Annotated in this window: 16 protein-coding genes; 5 read left to right on the forward strand and 11 right to left on the reverse strand. The window is 66.8% G+C overall.

Annotated elements, in window-relative coordinates; translation table 11 throughout:
* Positions 1-102: 102 nt before the first annotated feature.
* The 9 genes from nuoG to L0966_RS12550 form a co-directional block, all read right to left on the reverse strand.
* Positions 103-2,175, reverse strand: a complete 2,073-nt coding sequence (nuoG, locus tag L0966_RS12510) for an NADH-quinone oxidoreductase subunit NuoG (protein ID WP_234052273.1) — start codon at positions 2,173-2,175, stop codon at positions 103-105.
* Between the two features lie 354 nt (positions 2,176-2,529).
* Complete coding sequence (gene nuoF / locus L0966_RS12515) at positions 2,530-3,825, reverse strand: NADH-quinone oxidoreductase subunit NuoF (protein ID WP_234052274.1); 1,296 nt, start codon at positions 3,823-3,825, stop codon at positions 2,530-2,532.
* Positions 3,826-3,830: 5 nt separating this feature from the next.
* Positions 3,831-4,493, reverse strand: coding sequence for an NADH-quinone oxidoreductase subunit NuoE (gene nuoE / locus L0966_RS12520; RefSeq protein WP_234052275.1), 663 nt, complete (start codon positions 4,491-4,493; stop codon positions 3,831-3,833).
* 78 nt (positions 4,494-4,571) lie between these two features.
* A complete protein-coding gene (locus L0966_RS12525; RefSeq protein ID WP_234052276.1) occupies positions 4,572-5,792 on the reverse strand; it encodes an NADH-quinone oxidoreductase subunit D in 1,221 nt (406 codons plus the stop codon).
* 10 nt (positions 5,793-5,802) lie between these two features.
* The gene (locus tag L0966_RS12530) at positions 5,803-6,411 is read right to left on the reverse strand and encodes an NADH-quinone oxidoreductase subunit C (protein WP_234052277.1); all 609 of its coding nucleotides are present in this window, start codon (positions 6,409-6,411) and stop codon (positions 5,803-5,805) included.
* 30 nt (positions 6,412-6,441) lie between these two features.
* Complete coding sequence (locus L0966_RS12535; RefSeq protein ID WP_234052278.1) at positions 6,442-7,026, reverse strand: NADH-quinone oxidoreductase subunit B family protein; 585 nt, start codon at positions 7,024-7,026, stop codon at positions 6,442-6,444.
* Positions 7,017-7,382: an NADH-quinone oxidoreductase subunit A gene (locus L0966_RS12540; protein ID WP_234052279.1), complete on the reverse strand. Its 366-nt coding sequence runs from the start codon at positions 7,380-7,382 to the stop codon at positions 7,017-7,019. Before L0966_RS12540 ends, L0966_RS12535 begins: the two co-directional genes overlap by 10 nt.
* A gap of 419 nt (positions 7,383-7,801) precedes the next feature.
* Positions 7,802-9,289 carry a DUF3300 domain-containing protein gene (locus tag L0966_RS12545; protein ID WP_234052280.1) on the reverse strand — a complete coding sequence of 496 codons (1,488 nt, stop codon included), beginning with the start codon at positions 9,287-9,289 and terminating at the stop codon, positions 7,802-7,804.
* Positions 9,290-9,895: 606 nt separating this feature from the next.
* Positions 9,896-12,559, reverse strand: coding sequence for an ATP-binding protein (locus L0966_RS12550; RefSeq protein ID WP_234052281.1), 2,664 nt, complete (start codon positions 12,557-12,559; stop codon positions 9,896-9,898).
* Positions 12,560-12,756: 197 nt separating this feature from the next.
* Here L0966_RS12550 and L0966_RS12555 point away from each other — a divergent pair, with 197 nt between their 5' ends.
* Positions 12,757-15,075 (forward strand): flagellar biosynthetic protein FliO, encoded by a 2,319-nt coding sequence (locus L0966_RS12555; RefSeq protein WP_234052282.1) that lies wholly within the window; start codon positions 12,757-12,759, stop codon positions 15,073-15,075.
* Positions 15,076-15,244: 169 nt separating this feature from the next.
* Here the strand turns inward: L0966_RS12555 and dksA are convergent, their stop codons facing one another.
* Positions 15,245-15,661 carry an RNA polymerase-binding protein DksA gene (gene dksA / locus L0966_RS12560; RefSeq protein WP_234052283.1) on the reverse strand — a complete coding sequence of 139 codons (417 nt, stop codon included), beginning with the start codon at positions 15,659-15,661 and terminating at the stop codon, positions 15,245-15,247.
* A 408-nt stretch (positions 15,662-16,069) separates the two neighbouring features.
* On the opposite strand from dksA, the gene L0966_RS12565 reads away from it, so the two are divergent.
* Both L0966_RS12565 and L0966_RS12570 read left to right on the forward strand, forming a co-directional pair.
* Positions 16,070-16,915 (forward strand): MoxR family ATPase, encoded by an 846-nt coding sequence (locus L0966_RS12565; protein ID WP_234052284.1) that lies wholly within the window; start codon positions 16,070-16,072, stop codon positions 16,913-16,915.
* Positions 16,916-16,917: 2 nt separating this feature from the next.
* Positions 16,918-17,262: a hypothetical protein gene (locus tag L0966_RS12570; RefSeq protein ID WP_234052285.1), complete on the forward strand. Its 345-nt coding sequence runs from the start codon at positions 16,918-16,920 to the stop codon at positions 17,260-17,262.
* Between the two features lie 521 nt (positions 17,263-17,783).
* Here the strand turns inward: L0966_RS12570 and L0966_RS12575 are convergent.
* Positions 17,784-18,548 (reverse strand): MipA/OmpV family protein, encoded by a 765-nt coding sequence (locus L0966_RS12575; protein ID WP_234052286.1) that lies wholly within the window; start codon positions 18,546-18,548, stop codon positions 17,784-17,786.
* 671 nt (positions 18,549-19,219) lie between these two features.
* Here L0966_RS12575 and L0966_RS12580 point away from each other — a divergent pair.
* Positions 19,220-19,705 carry a hypothetical protein gene (locus L0966_RS12580; RefSeq protein WP_234052287.1) on the forward strand — a complete coding sequence of 162 codons (486 nt, stop codon included), beginning with the start codon at positions 19,220-19,222 and terminating at the stop codon, positions 19,703-19,705.
* 156 nt (positions 19,706-19,861) lie between these two features.
* Complete coding sequence (ppk2, locus tag L0966_RS12585) at positions 19,862-20,656, forward strand: polyphosphate kinase 2 (protein ID WP_234052437.1); 795 nt, start codon at positions 19,862-19,864, stop codon at positions 20,654-20,656.
* Positions 20,657-20,661 lie beyond the last annotated feature (5 nt).

A 20,661-nucleotide genomic window follows, 5' to 3' on the forward strand; every position in this document is an offset into this window, starting at 1 on the left:
TGGTTTTTACGCCCCCTCAGGCTTCCTGGTGGTGGACAAAGGCCCACCCCGGGTGCGCCGCGCGCGGCGCCAACTGTTGCATCCCAAGACGTGCCATAACGCTCACTCTGCCGCCTCGGCCACGGACGCAGCGCGAAGCGCCGAGCACTCGGCCATCACCGCAGAAGCGCGTGCGATTGCATTCGTCATGTAAAAATCATCGACCACTGCGGCGAACGGCGTCTTGTCCACCGCCCCGCCCTTCTTGGCCAGCGTAGCGACGGCCGAGGCATCCGCCGCAACGATCTGATCCACGCGACCAAGGTGCGGATGGGCGGCCATTAGCTTGCCACGCAGAGCATTCAGGCTGTCGAATGGCAGCGTCTGGCCGATCACTTCGGAAAGAGCGCGCAGGATGGCCCACTCTTCGCGTGCTTCGCCAGGCGGGAATGCGGCACGATTGGCGAGCTGAACCCGCCCCTCGGTATTCACGTACAGACCCGATTTCTCGGTGTAGGCGGCGCCGGGGAGAATGACGTCCGCGCGATGCGCGCCGCGATCACCGTGGCTGCCGATATAAACTGCGAATGCGCCCGGAGCGACTTCGAGCTCGTCCACTCCCAGCAGGAACACCACATCCAGCGCCCCTGCCTTCGCCATCGCTGCGGCATTGAGACCCTTCGGCCCGGGAACCGCACCAACGTCTAGAGCACCCACACGCGATGCTGCAGTGTGCAGAACGGCAAAGCCATTCCACCCGTCCTTAACCGCACCACATTCAGTTGCAAGCTTTGCCGCCTGCGAAAGGATCGCACCGCCGTCCATGCGCGCAAGGGCGCCCTGCCCGACGATGACAAGCGGCCGTTCCGCCTGGCGGAGTGCCGCAGCGAAGTCCGCTGGTAAATTGGTCAGGCTTTCCGGACCAGCGCCGAGATATTCGTAGCTATAGGTGAGGTCTACCTGCTGCCCGATCAGACCGATCCTGACGCCGCCCTGTCTCCAACGCTTGCGAATACGCGCATTGAGCACAGAAGCCTCTTTCCGCGGATCGGTACCGATCAGCAGAATGGCATCGGCCTCGTCAATCCCCGCGATGGACGGATTGAACACGTAAGTCGCGCGCCCCAAAGCGGGATCCAGGCAAGCGCCATCCTGCCGCGCATCGATGTTTGCACTGCCGAGCTTGTCCATCAGGCTCTTCAGCGCGAACACCTCTTCGACGCTCGCCAGATCGCCGACCAGCGCACCGATCTTTTCCGGCTTCGCAGCCTTCACCTTGGCGCCGATGGCTTCGAACGCCTCACTCCACGACGCAGCAACGAGCCGGCCATTCTTTCGCACATAGGGGCGATCAAGCCGCTGAACCTTCAGCCCATCCCATACATAGCGCGACTTATCGGAAATCCATTCCTCGTTCACGAGGTCATTCGTGCGCGGCAGAATGCGCATGACCTCGCGACCGCGAGTGTCAACGCGGATATTCGCGCCGACCGCGTCCATCACGTCAACGGACTCAGTCTTTATGAGCTCCCACGGCCGCGCATGGAACGCATAGGGCTTATGCGTGAGCGCGCCCACCGGGCAGAGATCGGCCACGTTGCCCTGCATCTCCGAGCGCATCGCACGCTCGAGATACGTCGTGATCTCTGTATCCTCACCGCGCCCGATGGCGCCGAGGTCCGGCACACCCGCAACTTCGGTCGTGAAACGAACGCACCGCGTGCACTGGATGCAGCGCGTCATAGACGTGCGCACCAGCGGGCCGATATATTTGTCCTCTACCGCGCGCTTGTTCTCAGCGAACCGCGAGGTATCCGAACCGTAGGCCATCGCCTGGTCCTGCAAGTCACACTCGCCGCCCTGATCGCAGATCGGGCAATCCAGCGGGTGATTGATGAGCAGGAACTCCATCACCCCTTCGCGCGCCTTCTTCACCATGGGGCTCTTGGTGAGCACCACCGGCGGCTCTCCATTGGGGCCCGGGCGCAGATCTTTCACCGCCATCGCGCACGAGGCGGTGGGCTTGGGCGGTCCACCCTTCACCTCAACGAGGCACATGCGACAGTTGCCGGCGATGGAGAGGCGCTCATGGAAGCAGAAGCGCGGAATCTCCACCCCCGCCGCCTCGCACGCCTGAAGCAGCGTGAACTCGGCGGGGACTTCGATCTCAGAGCCGTCGACGACGATCTTCGCCATCCCTTCCACCTCGTCTCTTGCCGCGCCAGGCGCGGACTTCATCTCACGTCGCGCGATACGCGACCGCCCAAAACTGACTCCGCGCTTGTGCGCAGCATCGAGCCCGGACACCTAACTCTTCACCCCGCTTAGCCACTGAGGGCTATTGGGATGCATTTCACTTCCCGGCGGCCGACGCCGAAACCGGCGAATAGCCCGATAGGACAGAACTCCGACACCGCGCAACGGTGCACGCACTACCGGAACCTAGCCTCATCCACGCCCACGCACCCGCGGGTCCCGATCCGTCATCCCTTCAGGCAGTCGACGCGGACATTCAGCCCAAAAGCGCTGCCTTCAGGTGCGCATCGCGCCCTATTCCGCAGCCACCGGCTGCGGATGTGGGTTCGCCGCATAGCGGTCGATCCGCTCTTCGATCACATGCCGGAAATGACGGATGAGGCCTTGAACCGGCCACGCCGCGGCATCCCCCAGCGCACAAATTGTGTGACCTTCGATCTGAGTGGTCACCTCCAGCAGCATATCGATTTCGTGCTTGTGGGCACGACCCTCGGCCATCCGGTGAACCACACGCCACATCCACCCCGTCCCTTCCCGGCACGGCGTGCATTGTCCGCAGCTCTCGTGCTTGAAGAAGTAGGAGATGCGCGCGATGGCCTTCACGATGTCCGTGGACTTGTCCATGACCAGCACACCCGCAGTGCCGAAGGACGACTTCACGGCACGCAAGCCGTCGAAGTCCATAATCAGGTCTTCGCACTGCTCTGCTGGAACGACCGGGCAAGACGCCCCGCCGGGAATGATGGCCAGCAGGTTATCCCAACCGCCGCGGACGCCACCGCCATGCTTTTCGATCAATTCCTTGAACGGAATACCCATGGCGTCTTCGACGACGCAGGGTTTATTTACGTGGCCGGAAATGCCGTAAAGCTTGGTTCCAACATTGTTCGGCCGACCAATGGAGGAGAACCAAGACGCACCGCGCCGCAGGATCGTCGGTGCAACGGCAATGCTCTCGACATTATTGACCGTGGTCGGGCAGCCGTAGAGGCCCATGTTCGCCGGGAACGGCGGCTTCAGCCGCGGCATCCCCTTCTTGCCCTCAAGGCTCTCCAACAGCGCGGTTTCCTCGCCACAGATGTAGGCGCCGGCACCATGATGCACGTAAAGGTCGAACGGATAGTCGTGAACGTTGTTCTTGCCGAGCAGGCCGGCAGCGTAGCACTCGTCAATCGCCTGCTGCAGCCGCTTGCGCTCGTAGATGAACTCGCCGCGGACATAAATGTAGGCCGCGTGCGCACCCATGGCGAAGGACGCGATCAAGCAGCCCTCGATCAGCGTATGGGGGTCATTACGCAGGATCTCGCGATCCTTGCAGGTGCCGGGCTCGGACTCATCGGCGTTCACCACCAGATAATGGGGGCGCCCGTCCGACTGCTTCGGCATGAACGACCATTTGAGGCCAGTCGAGAAGCCTGCGCCGCCGCGGCCGCGCAAGCCCGAGGCCTTCATCTCATTGATGATCCAGTCGCGACCCTTCTCAAGGATGCCCTTGGTTCCGTCCCAATGGCCGCGCGCCATCGCGCCCTTCAGGCTGAAATCCTGCAGGCCGTAGAGGTTCGTAAAGATGCGGTCCTTGTCGGCGAGCATCGGCATCACTCCCCGGAGGTCGGTGCGGAGGTGGAGGACGCGTCCTCCTGCTTCGTGCGCGGCGCGTAGAGGCCGGGATCGGTCAACGCCACAGGGCCCCCGACCGGCTCGCAGCCATGACGGCCGTTCTGCGGACCGACTTTCACCGGCCGCCCGGCCGCCAGATCGTCGAGCAGCTTTTCAAGGCTCTCAGGGGTGAGATCCTCGAAAAAGTCGTCATTGATCTGAACCATCGGCGCGTTTGTGCAAGCACCAAGACACTCGACTTCCAGCCAGGAGAAATTCCCATCCGCCGAGACGTGGCTCTGTTCGCCGATCCTGCGCTGGCAAACGGACTTCAGGTCGTCCGAACCCCGCAGCATGCAGGGCGTGGTGCCACAAAGCTGCACGAAGAACTTACCGACCGGCGCCAAATTAAACATCGTGTAAAAGGTGGCGACCTCGAGAACCCGGATGTGCGCCATTCCGAGCCGGTCCGCGACGGCACGCAGAGCTGGCTCGGGAAGCCAGCCGCCGGCCACTTTTTGCGTTTCCCAAAGCAGTGGCACGACCGCAGAGGCCTGCCGGCCCTCCGGATACTTCGCGATCAACGCGTTCGCGATCTCCTCCAACTCGGGAGTGAAGGCGAAGCTTTCCGGCTGCTCGGCAGCGAGACGACGAACGGTCATTTCAGACCCCCTGTCCGACGGCGGAGCGTGCCGCATTGCGGCGCTCACGCATGGGGATGATGGCGAGGAGGCGACGCATCAGCGATCCACCTCGCCGAACACGATATCAAGCGAGCCGAGGATGGCGGACACGTCAGCCAGCATGTAGCCGCGCGAGAGGAAATCCATCGCCTGCAGATGGGCAAAGCCCGGAGCGCGGATCTTGCAGCGATACGGCTTGTTGGTGCCATCGGACACCACATAAACGCCGAACTCACCCTTCGGCGCTTCCACTGCCGCGTAAGCCTCACCTGCCGGAACGTGGAAGCCCTCGGTGTAAAGCTTAAAGTGATGGATGAGCGCCTCCATGGAGCGCTTCATCTCCCCGCGCTTCGGCGGAGCGACCTTGTGGTCCGACGTATGGACCGGGCCAGATTCCTTCAGCAGCCGCTCGACACACTGCTTCATGATCTTCGTGGCCTGCCGCATCTCTTCCATGCGCACCACGTAACGATCATAGCAGTCGCCATGAACGCCGATCGGGATATCGAAATCGAGTTCCGAATAGCACTCGTAGGGCTGAGCGCGGCGCAGGTCCCATGCCGCGCCGGAGCCGCGCACCATGACACCGGAGAAGCCCCAGGCCAGTGCGTCCTCCAGCGACACGACGCCGATATCAACCGTGCGCTGCTTGAAGATGCGGTTGCCAGTGACCAGCCGATCCAGATCATCCAGCACCTTCGGGAAGGTCTCGCAAAAGGCGCTGATATCCTCGACCAGCGCGCGCGGCAGATCCTGGTGCACACCGCCCGGCCGGAAATAGGCCGCATGCATGCGGCTCCCGGACGCGCGCTCATAGAACACCATGAGCTTTTCGCGCTCCTCGAAACCCCACAGCGGAGGAGTTAGGGCGCCCACGTCCATGGCGAAGGTGGTGACGTTAAGAATATGCGAGAGCAGCCGGCCGATCTCGGAGTACAGCACGCGGATGAGCTGCGCGCGCTTGGGCACCTCAATTCCGAGCAGCTTCTCCACCGCGAGGCAGTAAGCGTGCTCCTGGTTCATCGGCGCGCAATAATCGAGGCGATCGAAATATGGCACCGCCTGGACGTACGTCTTGGATTCGATGAGCTTCTCGGTGCCGCGGTGCAGCAGGCCGATATGCGGATCGACGCGCTCGACGACTTCGCCGTTCAGCTCAAGCACCATGCGCAGCACGCCATGGGCGGCGGGATGCTGCGGGCCGAAATTGATCTTGAAGTTGCGGACCTGATCGGCCGGCTTCAGCTCTTCGACGTCGGTTGCGAGTTCCTGTCCCATGTTCGCTCCCTCAGCCGGCCTTCGATGCCTTCTCGTCACCCGGCAGGACGTATTCCACGCCCTCCCACGGAGACAGGAAGTCGAAGTTGCGGAATTCCTGGGCGAGACGAACCGGCTCGTAAACCACGCGCTTCAGCTCGTCGTCGTAATGTACCTCGACGAAACCCGAGGTGGGGAAGTCCTTCCGGAGCGGATGGCCATCGAAGCCGTAGTCCGTCAAGAGGCGGCGCAGCTCCGGATGCCCCGTGAAAAGGATACCGTAAAGGTCGTAGGCCTCGCGCTCGAACCAGTTCGCGCCCGGGAACACTCCACAGATGGAGGGCACCGGCGTCTCTTCGTCGGTCTCGATCTTGAGGCGGATACGCACGTTCTGCTTCAGCGACAGCAGGTGGTAGACCACATCGAAGCGCTTCTCACGCTCCGGATAATCCACCCCGCACACATCCACGATGCACTGAAAGAGGCACGCCGGGTCGTCCCGCAGGAAGGTGGTCACCTTCACGATCTGCCCCGGCTCCACCTCGAGGGTGAGCTCACCGAACGCCACCTTCCAGCTCTTCACCGCGCCCGCGAGGACACCGGTGATGTGAGCGGCCAGATCTGTCAGCGTCTCGTCCATCTCAACAATCCCGTCCTGGGCCCAAAGGCCTCAGCGCTCGATGGTGCCGATTCGGCGAATCTTCTTCTGCAGCAGCAGCACGCCATAGAGCAGCGCTTCAGCAGTAGGCGGACAGCCGGGCACGTAGATATCCACCGGCACCACGCGATCACAGCCACGCACGACCGCGTAGGAGTAGTGGTAATAGCCACCACCGTTCGCGCAGGAACCCATGGAGATCACGTAGCGCGGCTCCGGCATCTGGTCGTAGACCTTGCGGAGCGCGGGCGCCATCTTGTTGGTCAGCGTGCCAGCCACGATCATCACGTCCGACTGGCGCGGCGAGGCGCGCGGCGCGAAGCCGAAGCGCTCCACATCGTAGCGCGGCATCGAGACCTGCATCATCTCCACGGCGCAGCAAGCCAGACCGAAAGTCATCCACATGAGCGAGCCCGTGCGCGCCCAGGTGATGAGATCGTCGGCGGTGGTCAGCAGGAAGCCCTTGTCGGCGAGCTCCGCGTTGACTTCCTTGAAGAAGGGATCAGTCGCGCCCACCGGCTTGCCGGTCGAGGGGTCAATGATGCCCTTGGGGGCCGGAGCGATCTCCGGCCGCGCCGCAGAAGGGGTCAGTCCCATTCCAGAGCTCCCTTGCGCCACTCGTAGATGAAGCCGACCGTCAGCACGCCCAGGAAAATCATCATGGACCAGAAGCCGAGATCGCCGAGCCCCCCGAAGCTGACCGCCCAGGGGAAGAGGAACGCCACTTCAAGGTCGAAAATGATGAACAGAATCGACACCAGATAGAAGCGCACGTCGAAGGTCATGCGGGCATCGTCGAATGCATTGAAACCGCATTCGTAGGCCGACAGCTTCTCCGGATCGGGATTGCGGTAGGCCACGATGAAGGGAGACACGAGCAGCGCGAGCCCGATCACCAACGACACGCCGATGAAGATCACCACCGGCAGATAATCCATGAGCAAGGCGTTCATGTTGCCCGCACCTCGGGACGCATGGGCGATACGCTCGAAAGCGCTATCGCACCGGCCTCGGTTGGAGAAGTTCGAAACGACGCCGCAGCCTTATCTCAGCCCCTGGTGGGTGGCAAGTGCGCGGTTAGGTCAAGATCAGGCTCGGCGGCCGCCCGTGACGGCAGGAGAGTCGTTGGAAATGAAGGGGCGGACTGGCCTTTGGGGCGAGCGGTACAGTGTTGCGCATGGGCAACAAAAAACGGGTTCCACAACCGGAAACCGGGCTCTGAAAAAGACCGGCCGGCACCATAGGGGCCGGCCGGTCACACTTTAGACAGAGACTCGATTCTCAGCAGCGCCGCACCGCCCTAACGGAAGCGGTGGCGCGGCGGAGCCGTACTGGCGCCCTCACAGAAGACGCCTCCAGCCCGCCGCTCCCATCATCGGCGCCGGACGGGGGCGTGCCGGCCCCCGCCGCCGCGCGGCGTCACCTTGGCGCCGCCCCGCGACGGCGCCCGCATCTGCGCCGGGCGCGACCGCGATGGCGCGTGCATGGCGGGAGATCTGCCCTTTGGCGCCCGCATCTGCTGCGGCTTGCCCACATTCGGCGGCCGCACATTCGGCTTCTTCATGCCTTGCGGGTGGCTCTGGGGCTTTTTGACCTGCGGCTTCTTCACAAAGCCGGGGCCCTGCCCCGCTCCCCCGGTCATGCCGGGACGTCCAGGAGTACCGGGCTTACCGGGGCCAACCGGATGCACGGGCCCGCCCGCGCCACCAGGGCGACCGGGACCACCGGGCCCGGGCTTGCCGGGGCCGATGGGGGCCACGGGTCCTCCCGGGCGGCCGGCGCCACCCGCACCTCCCGGTCCGATCGGCTGCACCGGGCCACCGGGGCGACCGGGGCCTCCCGGTCCGATGGGATGCACCGGACCGCCTGGACCGCCAGGGCCCACCGGACGGCCAGGGCCGCCCGGCCCAATGGGATGCACCGGACCACCCGGGCCACCTGGACCGCCAGGGCCGCCAGGAACGCCCGGACGGCCGGGACCACCTGGCCCGATGGGATGTATGGGACCACCAGGCCCCCCGGGGCCACCGGGACGGCCGGGACCGCCCGGATAGCCGGGACGACCTGGGCCCGGATGCGGACGCCAGGGCTTCAGCCCACCCCCGGGACCGGGGATCGGCGCCGGACCTGGAACCGGAGGACGCGGGCCGGGGCCCGGCCAGGGACCAGGACCTGGCGGACGCGGACCGGGGCCCGGCCAGGGGCCAGGGCCTGGCGGACGCGGACCGGGGCCGGGCCAGGGGCCAGGGCGCGGCGGCGGCGGGCGCCAGCCCGGATAGCCGGGCCATACCGGCGGATAGACCCATCCGCCCCCCCAGTTCCACGAATTGTTCCAGGCGCTGCCCACCAGCACGCCCGCGCCGAAGCCCAGGAGGCCCACGCCGGCCGCAGTGTAGATGGACGAGTAGTCGTACTGCGGCACGTACACCACATCCGGCTGGGCCGGGGTGATGTAGATGGTGCTCGCCCCGCCGCTGGAACCGCGCTGGGTTGTCACCACCTGCTGCGGCGTGGTCTTCAGGTTGCCGGCCGCTTCCGCCTTTGCGCGCAGGGCCTGGATGGCCACGGCGACGTCCTCAGGCTGGTTGGCGAAGGCATAGCCGATGGCGGTGGTCGATTCGAGGTTCTGGTCCAGCTGGCGGACCACATCGGGAAAGCGCGCGAGCGCCTTCACCGTGGGGTCCCACTTCTTGCTGTCGATCCCGGAGAAGTCGCCCTTCGCCACGGCCTTCTTGTGCGCGTCCAGCCAGCGGGCGGCCTCCACGATCTGCAGCGGGAAGGTGGTCGCCGGAAGCATCTGCGAGAGCAGCGTATCCGGGTAGAGCGCGTAGGGGGCGAGGAACTGTTCCAGCTCGCTCACGGTATACAGATTCGCGGCGGGAGCCGCGGCGGTTCCGTTTGCCGGCGTGATGTCGGCGGCGGCCGGAGGCGGAGCCTGCTCGCCGGCAGGAACCGGGCCAGGCTGTGCAACCGGAGGTGCCACAGCGGAGGCGGCCGGTTCAGGCGGAGGTGAAGCGCTGGCCGCCGGAGCAACCGCCCCCGCTTCCGCAGGCGCGACAGCCGGCGCGGCGCCATCGGCAGGCGGAGCGGCGGCCGCGGGCGGCGCAACCTCGGGCGAGGCGGTGGAGACCCCAGCCGCGGGGGTTTCGGAGGTCGTTGTTCCCGTCGTCGGCGCGCCTTGCGCGAAAACCGGTCCGACGGTGGATGACCAGCCGAACACCAGAGCCACGGCAAGCCGTGACCAGCCAGCCGGCCCGTCACTTTTGAGCGGCGGCCCCGCCGCCCCGCCTTTGTGCTTGCGCTGCCTCATCTGCCGCCTCCCAATTTCCCCAACCGCATGGAGATTAGAAGAAGTTGCAGCGGATTTGGACAGCAAATTGCTGGCTGCGTGGCAGTTTTCAGGCACCTCCGCCAGCCGGACGCAAAAGCGCCCCGCCGGCGGCACCGGAACGCGCCGCGCGCGCCCTCACTCCCCTCCGCGCAGGGCGGTGTTGACGGCCGCCACCAGCTGCTTCAGCGAGAACGGCTTCGGCAGGAAGGCGAAGTGCTCGGAGGGCGGAAGGTTGCGCGCGAAGGCCTCCTCCGCATAGCCCGAGATGAAGATCACCTTCATACCCGGATCGCGGGCCCGCAGCTCCTTCAGCAGGCTCGGGCCGTCCATCTCCGGCATCACCACGTCGGAGATCACCAGATCGACAGGACGCGCGCCGGACTGCTCGCCCTTTTCCAGCAGCTCGAGGGCCTCGACGCCGCTGGCGGCGGTGAGCACCTCATATCCCCGGGCGGAGAGGGCGCGGCTGGCGAAGGCGCGCACCGCATCCTCGTCCTCCACCAGCAGGATGCGGCCCTGCCCGGTGGAATCACCCATCTTCACCTCGGGCTCGGCGGGCCGCTGGGGCTCCGGCTCGGCGGAGGGCACATAGCGCGGCAGGAACACGCGGAACACGGTGCCCTTGCCCATCTCGCTGGCGGCGAGAATGGTGCCGCCGGTCTGCTGGACGATGCCATAGACGGTGGACAGGCCGAGCCCGGTGCCCTTGCCCACTTCCTTGGTGGAGAAGAAGGGCTCGAAGATCTTGTCGATGATTTCGGGCGGGATTCCGGTGCCGGTATCCTCCACCTCCACCACCACATAATCGGCCGGCGTGAGGTTGCCGGCGCCATAGGCCGCGCAGGCGCTTTCCGGAACATTGGCGGTGCGCAGGGTCAGCGTGCCCCCGTCCGGCATGGCGTCGCGGGCGTTCACCACCAGGTTCACGATCACCTGCTCGAACTGGTTCACGTCGACCTTCACCGGCCACAGGTCACGGGCGTGCTGCACGTCGAGGGTGATGCGCTCGCCGATGAGACGGCGCAGCAGCTCCGACACGTCGGAGATCACGTCGGTGAGCTCCACCGCCTGGGGCCGCAGCGTCTGGCGCCGGGAGAAGGCGAGCAGCTGGCGCACCAGGGCCGCCGCCCGGTTTGCGTTCTGCTTGATCTGCATGATGTCCGGGAAGGACGGATCGCTCGGCCGGTGCTTGGCCAGCAGCAGGTCGCAATAGCCGATGATGGCGGTGAGCACGTTGTTGAAATCGTGCGCCACACCGCCGGCGAGGTGCCCCACCGCCTGCAGCCGCTGGGATTGGGCGAATTGCGCCTCCAGCGCCTTCTGCTCAGAGGTATCGATGGCGCACAGCGCGATATCGCCACCGCTCGCGTCAGCGCCGCCGAGCGGTGCCGCGTAGAGGCGGGCAGAGCGGCCGCCCGCGCCGGTCGCCGTGACGTCACAGGGGCCCGAGGGCTGGGTGCCCGAGCGCGCCGCGCCCAGGAAGCCGTCCACAGCCGCCGCGTCGCGCTCGGAAATCACCGCGCGCAACGGCTGGCCGGCGGTGGCCGCCTCGGCGCCGAACAGCCGGGCGAAAGCCGCGTTGGCGGCCCGGATGCGGCCTTGGGCATCCAGCAGCGCCAGAGCCACCGGAGCGCGCAGGAAGAAACGATCCACATCGGCGCGGGCCGGCGCCTGCCCCGGCGCGGCGGCGGCCGGCTGCGGCGACGCCTCCCCAACTTCCGCAGACCGCACGACCGGCGCCGGCGCGACGCGCGCGGCAGCGGCCGGCGCGGCGGCTCCCGCCGAAGGAGCGGCAACACCGACGGTGGGCAGTACCGTACGGGGAAGAATGACCGCCGTCGCCTCGCCGGCGGCGTCGCTGACGCCCAGGCGCAGGAAGACCGCCAGCGGACGCCCGTCCTTGCGGGTGAGGTCCAGCTCAAGGCTCGCCGCCCCCCGTCCGGGGCCGAGCGCGCCGCGCAGATCAGGCACATAGGCCGGAGCGATGACCTCCTGCAGCGCCATGCCCTCGGCCGGCCATTCGGCCAGGCCGTAGCCGAGCAGGCGGCAGAGGCTGGCATTGGCCAGCACCACCCGATCACGTCCGAAGCGGGCGACACCGGCCGGCGCGCGCTCCCACGCCTCCAGCAGCGCGGAAGCCGTCTTGTCGTCCAGGGCCGCGAGCGGGGCGAGCTCGGCGACCGCCTCCACGGTCGGCAGCACCGACGCTACCGGCGCGGGGGCGGGCGGCGCCTCGATCACGCGCAGCGACCACAGGACGCGTCGCCGGCTCTTGAGCGGCTGAACGGAGATTTCAAGCTGACGGCCGCCGCTTCCCGAATCGAAGCTGATGCGCCGCGTGAAGGCCTTGCCGTCCGCGACCGCGCCGAGCAGCTCGGACATGGCTGCCTGGGTGCCGGGCACCCGCGACAGGAACCGTTCGGGGCTGGGCGGCTCGCGCCCCTCGCTGCGGCACAGGGACAAATAAGCGGGGTTGGACTCAACCACCCGCTCCCCATCCTCGACCACCGCCATGGCATCGGGCGAGGCCTCCAGCACGACCGGCCCGCTGGCTTCCACCGGCGCGGGCTCGCCACGGAACGAGCGCCAGACCATGGAGGCGGCCCAGAAGGCGCCGAACGCCGCGAACCCCCCGATGATGCCGGACAGGAACGAGCCGGACGCCCCCGCGAACAGCAGGGTGGCCACGATACCGCCGACCAAGGCCATCGCGGCCACGGCCACCATGCGCAAGGGGTCGCCCCCAAGCCCCCGGGACATGGACCGCGGCGCGCGCGCTGCCGCATTCGTCTTGCTCATCGCAAACCCTTCCTGCTTCCGCGTCGCAACGACCGGTCACCGTCCCGGCGACGGCTCATGCATACGCGCAGATTCGTCACCGACTGAAATCCTGCCATGATTATCAACAAAAGCTTAAGGGGTGACCCCTAACATGCAGACGCAGAGTCATCCGCCCGCTATGACTCGATACCCGTAGGCTGCGCGACGGAGGCGTGATGTTACAGCAGTTGTTTGGCGCGGAGCTCGATCTTCCGGTTCGGTTGGCGATCTCCCTGATCGTCATCGCCGCCTTGCTCGGCGTCACCATCCTGGTGATGCGCAAGCTGAGCGGGGGCATGCCGGGACGAGCTTCCGGGCGAGGCCGCGCCGGACCTCGCCTCGCGATCGTCGACGCCATCAGCATCGACCCCCGCCGCCGCCTCGTGCTGGTGCGGCGCGACGATGTGGAGCACCTTGTGCTCACCGGCGGCAACAACGACGTGGTGGTCGAGCAGAACATCACCGGCAGCTACGTCGCTGCCACCGGCCTGCGTCCCGCCATGCCCATGGAGCGCGAAGCGCAGCACGGCGGGCAGGCCCCCGCCGCCCGGCAGCCGATCGCCGCGCCGCGCGCGGAGAGCCCGCAGCTTCCCCCCACGCCGCCTCGCCCGGAGGCACTCGCCGCCAGCGCAGTCGCGGCGGCGCTCGGCGCCCCTGTGGACGACGCTCAAGCGGCGCGCTATGCTCCGCCGCCCCGACCGGCCCCGGAAGCCCCGCCCGTCGCCCCGGCTCGCCCCACGCCGGCGCCGGTCAAGGCAGCCCCAGCAGTCAAGGAACTTCCTCCCGCGCCTCCTCGCCCGCAGCAGCCGGCATCGGCCGCCCCCGAGGAGCCCGAGTCGCCGCCCAGCCGCCTCGGCGAGCTCACGGAAGCCCTGGCGCGCAGCAAGGCACAGAGCGCGACCCTGCGTAAGCGCCTTCCCTCCGTGCCGGAGGACAGGAAGGAGGCCGCGCTTCAGAGCATTCGGCGTGTCGAGCATCGAGTTGACCGTCTGCAGCGCGAAATCGAGCGGCTGATGGAGGAAGAGGAGCCGGCGGCTGACGGCGCAGCCCGCAAGGAGCCGCAGCGCTCCGACGACGCGGCGCAGCGCGGACTTGCCCTTCTGCTCGGCAGCGACCGGGAGAGCCGCGCCACCGCCGCGCCAGCGCAGATCACCCAGGACGCCGGAAAGCCTGATTCCGTCACCCGCGCTCAGCAAAACGCTCCGGCGGCCGAGAAAGCCGCCCCCGAAAAGGCGGCCGCCCAAAAGGCTGCAGCGGAACGCGCGGCGGCTGAGAAGGCGGCCGCGGAGAAGGCTGCGACCCAGAAGGCTGCGGCCCAGAAAGCTGCGGCGGAGCGTGCCGCAGCCGAGAAAGCCGCAGCGGACAAGGCCGCTGCTGAAAAGGCGGCAGCTCAGAAGCTAGCCGCAGAGAAGGCTGCCGCTGAAAAGGCCGCGACTGAGAAGGCGGCCGCCCAGAGGGCCGCAGCGGAACGCGCAGCCGTAGAGAAGGCCGCTGCGGAGAAGGCAGCAGCCCAGAAGGCCGCCGCCGAGCGCGCGGCCGCCGAGAAGGCAGCTGCGGAGGAAGCCGCAGCCCGGAAGGCAGCTGCGGAAGAAGCCGCGGCCCGGAAGGCCGCAGCTGAGCGCGCGGCTGCCGAGAAGGCTGCTGCGGAGGAAGCCGCAGCCCGGAAGGCCGCAGCTGAGCGCGCGGCTGCCGAGAAGGCAGCTGCCGAGCAGGAGCTGGCCGACCAGATCGCAGCGGAGATGGCGGCCGCGCTGCAGGAGCATGAGCTGGCCGCCCCCCCGGCGCCTGCTGAGGCGCCGCCGGCGCGCGCGCCCCGCGCGCCTGCCGCGCGCACGGCGGGTGGCGAAAGCGCCCATCCGGCTCCCGTGGAGCCCAGGCTTCGCGAGATGGCACAGCGGCTCGATGCCGCCCTCTCGCGCCCCTCCGATGACAGCCTGCGCCTCTCCCTTTCCGACCTGCTGGAGGACATTGAGGGCACCACTGCGGAAGTCAGCGTTCCGGTCGAGCCTGAGCGGCCGCGGCTGCCGCTGTCTCCCCGCCAGCCGGTGGAGCCCGTCGTTCCGCGCGCCGATCCGAAGGCCCGCTCCCTGAAGCCGGCTGACTATGCCCGCTTCATCTCCGACGCCCCCACGGACTCGGCTCCGGCGACGGAATCGGCGGCGCGCACCCAGGCGAAGGAGCTTTTTGCCGATGGCTGGATGCGTGCCACCCGGCGCAGTGAACAACGCACCGTGGAGCCTCCGCCCGCCGCCCCCGAGGTCGCAGCGAACCGCGCGGCCCGCACTTCCGAGCCGGCCGCGCCGACCAAGCGTGAGCCGCTTCTCAGCGCCCGTCGGACCGAGGCTGCGCCTTTGGTGAACGTGCTTCCGAAGATGGAGCCCGAGGTCAAGGCGCCTCAACCCGAACCGGAATCGCCGATCAACATGGACGACTCATTTCTCGATGAGTTCGATGCGGAGATGGCGACCCTTCTGGGACGCAAGCCGTCCCGCTGAGCATGAACGGGGGAGGCGCATCGCCGCCTTCCCCGCCGCGCAGCCGAGCGAGCAAAGAAAAAGGCCGACCCTCGAAAAGGGCCGGCCTTTTTCAATTCCCGTCCGATGGACGATGCCCACCGAACCTGCCCGGAAGCATCCGGAACCCGGATGGACCGCCGGACGGCGCTTAATCGTCGCGATAAACCCGCTCGCGGCGCTCGTGGCGCTCCTGCGCCTCGACCGAAAGGGTCGCGATGGGGCGAGCCTCCAGCCGCTTCAGCGAGATGGGATCACCCGTATCCTCGCAATAGCCGTAGCTCCCGTCCTCGATCCGCTGAAGGGCGGCATCGATTTTCGAGATCAGCTTGCGCTGACGGTCACGGGCCCGAAGCTCAATGGAGCGATCGGTCTCCGACGACGCGCGGTCGGCAAGGTCGGGATGGTTCTGATTCTCGTCTTGAAGGTGCTGCAGGGTTTCACGCGCTTCCCGCAGGATGTCGTCCTTCCACTTCAACAGCTTCAGCCGGAAATATTCCCGCTGCCTGTCATTCATGAAAGGCTCGTCCTCGCGGGGCCGATAGTCATCGTCGAGTTGGATCGACATCAGCCGTGTCCTCAAAAAAGCGTCGTTGATCCCCGCGGTGCAGGATCCGCCGCCCGGCCTCCGGCGGATGCGGCCTCGCCTGCCCCGTCGACGAACTGGAGCGGCCTCCCACCATCGAGCGCGGCGAGGCGACCTTTCCCGGCAGGAATGACGCTCCAAGGTCGCCGCGCTTATATCCACGCTCTCCGCCGTCGACAACCACCATTGGCGGTTCCGATGACGGTTCCGCGCTTCCGCGGGACTTGACGAAGGGGCTGCGGGTGTCGACCCTACCGCGACGCAGCAGCCGCCGCAGGGCACTCGGGTTGACACGGGCTGCGCCCGATAGCCGCAACCCATGGCTGAAGCGCGCAGGGTGCGGCAACGCACGGGAACCCTGTCGTCGGCCGAAGAAGGAAGTGAGCATCCATGCGTTTCGAGGGCACCGACAGCTATGTCGCAACCGATGATCTCAAGATCGCGGTCAACGCCGCCATCGTCCTGGAGCGCCCGCTGCTGGTGAAGGGCGAGCCCGGCACCGGCAAGACCGTGCTGGCCCAGGAGGTGGCGCAGGCGCTCGGTGCCCCGCTCATCGAATGGCATGTGAAAAGCACCACAAAGGCCCAGCAGGGCCTTTATGAATATGACGCCGTGGCCCGCCTGCGCGACAGCCAGCTGGGCGACCCGAAGGTGCACGACATCGCCAACTACATCCGCAAGGGCAAGCTGTGGACCGCCTTCTCCGCCGAACAGCGGCCGGTGCTGCTCATCGACGAAGTGGACAAGGCCGACATCGAGTTTCCCAACGACCTGCTGCAGGAACTCGACCGCATGGAGTTCCACGTCTACGAGACCGGAGAGCAGGTGAAGGCGCGCCAGCGGCCCGTGGTGATCATTACCTCCAACAACGAGAAGGAGTTGCCGGATGCCTTCCTGCGCCGCTGCTTCTTCCACTACATCCGCTTCCCCGATGCCGCGACCATGCGCGCCATCGTCGAGGTCCACTTTCCCGGCATCAAGCAGCGGCTGGTGAGTGAGGCGCTGCGGCTCTTCTACGACCTGCGGGACGTGCCCGGCCTGAAGAAGAAGCCGTCCACCTCTGAGCTTATCGACTGGCTCAAGCTGCTGCTGGCCGAGGACGTGGAGGCCGACACGCTGCGCGAGCAGGACCTGCGCAAGTCCATCCCGCCGCTCCACGGCGCGCTCCTGAAGAACGAGCAGGACGTGCACCTGTTCGAGCGACTGGCCTTCCTGGCACGCCGCGAGGCCCGCTGATCGTGGACGTTTCCATCATTCTGCCGCTGCTGGTCGCGCTGGTGCCCATCGCGCTGTTCTTCGCCTTGGTGCACCGTCGTCGCGCGCCGGACCGGCGCGAGGCTGTGGCTTCCGTAAAGCCGGCGATACCTCCGGCGAGTTCCGAGCCCCCTTCGGATTTCGGGCTGGCCCGAGAAATCGATTCGGGCGAGGCCCCCGCCTCCGCCGAAGCGGCCAGCAGCAGCGCGGGCGCTGCTGCGGCCGCAGGCGGCGCCATCATCCTCGGCTATGGAGCCGCCCACCGTGGTGAGCGCGACGGCGATAACGCACCAGACGGTGACGGCGCCTCGGGCCAACGGGGCAGCTAGAGCCCGCCCGCGCCAAGGGGAAGCCGGCCCGCGCGGACACGGCACGTGAGCTCAATGAACTGAAGGAGGGGGAGGCCCCTCGTCCTTCCGCCTCGCCCTCCCCCCTCGCCTTGGCTCGCAGCCGCAATTGGCTCGCCGCGGTCTTTGGATCGCAGACAGCTTCCAGCGGAACGTAGAGCGTTTCCTCCGCTCCATGGCGAAAGGGAAGGCATATGCTTTGCTGATTTAGCGCGGCTTCTTCGTGCGAATCGGTTTCCGATCGCTGAAAGGCCCCCACCGGTCGCGGCCGGTCTTCAGGCATCCACTGGGCCAGCGCCCTTGCCGCGGGGCCTGAGCCCACCGGGTGCGGGTGAGCAGCCGAATCTGGACGCGGGCGCCGGCTGCGCCTTACAGCGCAAGCGTCCGCCCCATCCACGCTCCATCGCCCGGCCCATCAAAAACGGCCGGCCTTGAGACAGCCGTCCGGATACCGTCCGCCGACCGTCAAGCCCGGAGTGAAGTCTCTCCACGCGGGAGAACAGTCACCACCAGGACTTGCCGATGTTGAAGGTGTAGCTCAGCGAAATGCCGGTGCGGAACTGGTTCTTGTCGCTGGTCAGCGGCGAGGATGCGGCATCGCCCAGCAGGTAGCCGTAGCCGCCATACACGCCGGCCTCGAAGCCGTTGCGGAAGTTATAGGTGAGCTGGCCCGTCACCCCCACCAGATCGAATCCCGCGCCCGCGTCATAGACCGGCAGCGGATTGCCCAGCAGCGTCGCGGTGAGCGACTGGACCGGCGTGATACCGAAATAGCTGCTCATATAGCCGGAGCCGGCATAGGAAAGGCGCGGGCCCACGGCGAAGCGCCAGCGGTCCATGGTGTAGATGGCGTCCGCCGCCAAATCGCCGGTGAAGCCGGAAAAGCCGCCGACGCCATAGCGCAGCTCGGCGCGCAGGCGCAGCCAGTCGAACGGATACCACTCGGCGAAGCCGCCCCCCTCCACGCCCATGCCGATGTCGCCGAGACCGGTCAGGCGATCGGAGGCGTCTTCGTCGCGCCCCCAATCCAGCTTGCCCACGGCACCGATGCGGAACGCGCCGGTATCGAAGAACGCGATGGAGGGGTTGTCGTCCACACTCCGGAAAACGTTGAGCTGGCTCGCCTTGGCGATGGAGAAGATGCCGCGCGGCCTGATGGCATAACTGTCGGCGCCCGGATAATCCGGCTCGACCCGCCCGGAAATGCCGATGGTGACGTACCAATCCTCAGTGGTGGCGGGCTGCGCCGTTCCATTCCCGATCGTCACATCCGCCGCCATGGCCCCGCTCGCGCACCCGAGCGCGACCGACGCAAGACATGCCGTGAGAAGACCCCGCCCCAACGCCACCATGGAACACCTCGACGAGACCTTCGCACCGCGGTCCATCCGTGACCGTCGCGCCCCTCGGGGGCTGCCGTCGGTTTCCGTCTCGAATGGGACCGGGACGCGCCCGAATCAACTGATCCCCCACAAGAGCATGGGGGTTATAAAATTTAGCCGCGCCGGGCCCTCCGGTGGTGGCAAAAATGCCACTCCAGCGCGGCGCCACGCGAGCTGGAAGGCGCAGCGCCTCATCACCACCGCGCGAGCGCGCGACGGCGCCCCTTGACCCCGACACGCGATGGTCTTCCATGCTGCAGTTATCTGGAAGTACAGTTGGACGTTCAGATTCGCGAAAGCCTATCGGGAGCCTCTAAAAATCGCTGGGGACCGCGCAAATGATCGAAATTCCTACGGCAAGGCTCTTCCGGCCACCCGCCTCTGCGGCAGCGCTCTTCATTGTTCGGTACAATAAAACCTCCACAAGCCGGAACAGCGGCGCGCAATACCGCATTGCCGCATCGCGGATGCTTGACATGCCGTAAAGCGGACGTCGTGCGGATGCTCCAGGATGAACGTGCAGTGCTTTGTTCACCTTGCGTCAGAAGGATCATGTCATGACCGCAGCAGCCCCCGAGCAGCATGCCACTCTGGGCGACGAAAGCTTCATGTCGGCCGATGACTTGCGGACCTACATGCAGGAGCTGGAGCAGGCGAAGCTCAGCAAGGAGCTCGCCGCCATGGATCGCGAAGAGCAGGCGCGCGCCGCGCTGGTGAAGACGCTGTCCACGCCCCTCGACCTCAACCCCGAGGTGCTGCACGCCATCGCCGAGAGCCTCATCAGCAAGATGAAGATCGCCGCCCAGCGGGGCGAGACCGAGATCATGGTGATGCGCTTTCCCAACACCCTGTGCACCGACAAGGGGCGCGCCATCAACAATGCGGAGGAAGGCTGGCCCGACACCCTCACCGGCCGGCCGCGCCAGGCGTTCGAGCTGTGGCGGGACCATCTGCGGCCCGCGCATTACAAGCTGAAGGCGATGATCGTGGATTGGCCGAACGGCATGCCCGGCGACGTGGGCTTCTTCCTCAGCTGGGCCTGACAGCGCGCGACCACGAAGCCCCCGGCCGGCACCGCTGGCCGGGGCGTGTTTCCATCAGGCATCGGCGCGGGAGGCACCGTCATGGGCAAGAAGAACAAAAGCGGCGGCCACAAGGCCGACAGAGCGGCGGCGGACCTCGCCAGTCCCGCCCCCGAAATGTCCGAGGACGGCGCGGCTACCCCCATGAAACGCAAGGCCTATGAGGCCCGGCTGAAGGAGCTCCACGCGGAGCTGGTGAAGCTTCAGCTGTGGGCGAAGCAGACGGGCGCGAAGGTCTGCGTCGTCTTCGAGGGACGCGATGGCGCCGGCAAGGGCGGCGTCATCAAGGCCATCATGGAGCGTGTCAGCCCGCGCATCTTCCGCGTGATCGCCCTGCCCCCGCCCACCGAGCGGGAAAAATCCCAGATGTTCATCCAGCGCTATGTCCCCTACTTCCCTGCAGCGGGCGAGATCATGATCTTCGACCGTTCCTGGTACAATCGCGCCGGGGTCGAGCGGGTGATGGGCTTCTGCACCGAAGAGCAGGCGCAGAAATTCCTCATGGGCACGCCGCTGGTGGAAAAGGCCATGGTCGAATCCGGCATCATCCTGCTGAAATACTGGCTGGAGGTGTCGGAGGAGGAGCAGACCCGGCGCATGGAGAGCCGCATCGACGACCCGCGCAAGGTCTGGAAGCTCTCGCCCATGGATCTGGAATCCTATTCCCGCTGGTATGAATATTCCCGCGCCCGCGACGAGATGTTCGCCGCCACCGATACGGAATGGGCACCCTGGTACGTGGTGCAATCGGACGACAAGAAGCGGACCCGGCTGAACATCATCTCCCACCTGCTGTCGAAGATTCCCTATGAGGAACTCCCGCGGGAGACGGTGAAGCTACCCAAGCGCGACAAGCCCCACGGCTACGCGCCCTCCGACCGCCCCATGCGCGTGGTTCCGGAGCGCTTCTGAGGCGC

The sequence above is a fragment of the Xanthobacter sp. NM-59 genome (assembly GCF_021401125.1).
Lineage (GTDB): Bacteria > Pseudomonadota > Alphaproteobacteria > Rhizobiales > Xanthobacteraceae > Xanthobacter.

Bases quoted from the DNA above. Each gene is read 5' to 3' on its own strand.
- nuoG (WP_234052273.1), bottom strand. From the start codon at position 2,175: ATGGCGAAGATCGTCGTCGACGGCTCTGAGATCGAAGTCCCCGCCGAG.
- nuoF (WP_234052274.1), bottom strand. From the start codon at position 3,825: ATGCTCGCCGACAAGGACCGCATCTTTACGAACCTCTACGGCCTGCAG.
- nuoE (WP_234052275.1), bottom strand. From the start codon at position 4,493: ATGACCGTTCGTCGTCTCGCTGCCGAGCAGCCGGAAAGCTTCGCCTTC.
- L0966_RS12525 (WP_234052276.1), bottom strand. From the start codon at position 5,792: ATGGGACAGGAACTCGCAACCGACGTCGAAGAGCTGAAGCCGGCCGAT.
- L0966_RS12530 (WP_234052277.1), bottom strand. From the start codon at position 6,411: ATGGACGAGACGCTGACAGATCTGGCCGCTCACATCACCGGTGTCCTC.
- L0966_RS12535 (WP_234052278.1), bottom strand. From the start codon at position 7,026: ATGGGACTGACCCCTTCTGCGGCGCGGCCGGAGATCGCTCCGGCCCCC.
- L0966_RS12540 (WP_234052279.1), bottom strand. From the start codon at position 7,382: ATGAACGCCTTGCTCATGGATTATCTGCCGGTGGTGATCTTCATCGGC.
- L0966_RS12550 (WP_234052281.1), bottom strand. From the start codon at position 12,559: ATGAGCAAGACGAATGCGGCAGCGCGCGCGCCGCGGTCCATGTCCCGG.
- L0966_RS12555 (WP_234052282.1), top strand. From the start codon at position 12,757: ATGTTACAGCAGTTGTTTGGCGCGGAGCTCGATCTTCCGGTTCGGTTG.
- dksA (WP_234052283.1), bottom strand. From the start codon at position 15,661: ATGTCGATCCAACTCGACGATGACTATCGGCCCCGCGAGGACGAGCCT.
- L0966_RS12565 (WP_234052284.1), top strand. From the start codon at position 16,070: ATGCGTTTCGAGGGCACCGACAGCTATGTCGCAACCGATGATCTCAAG.
- L0966_RS12580 (WP_234052287.1), top strand. From the start codon at position 19,220: ATGACCGCAGCAGCCCCCGAGCAGCATGCCACTCTGGGCGACGAAAGC.
- ppk2 (WP_234052437.1), top strand. From the start codon at position 19,862: ATGTCCGAGGACGGCGCGGCTACCCCCATGAAACGCAAGGCCTATGAG.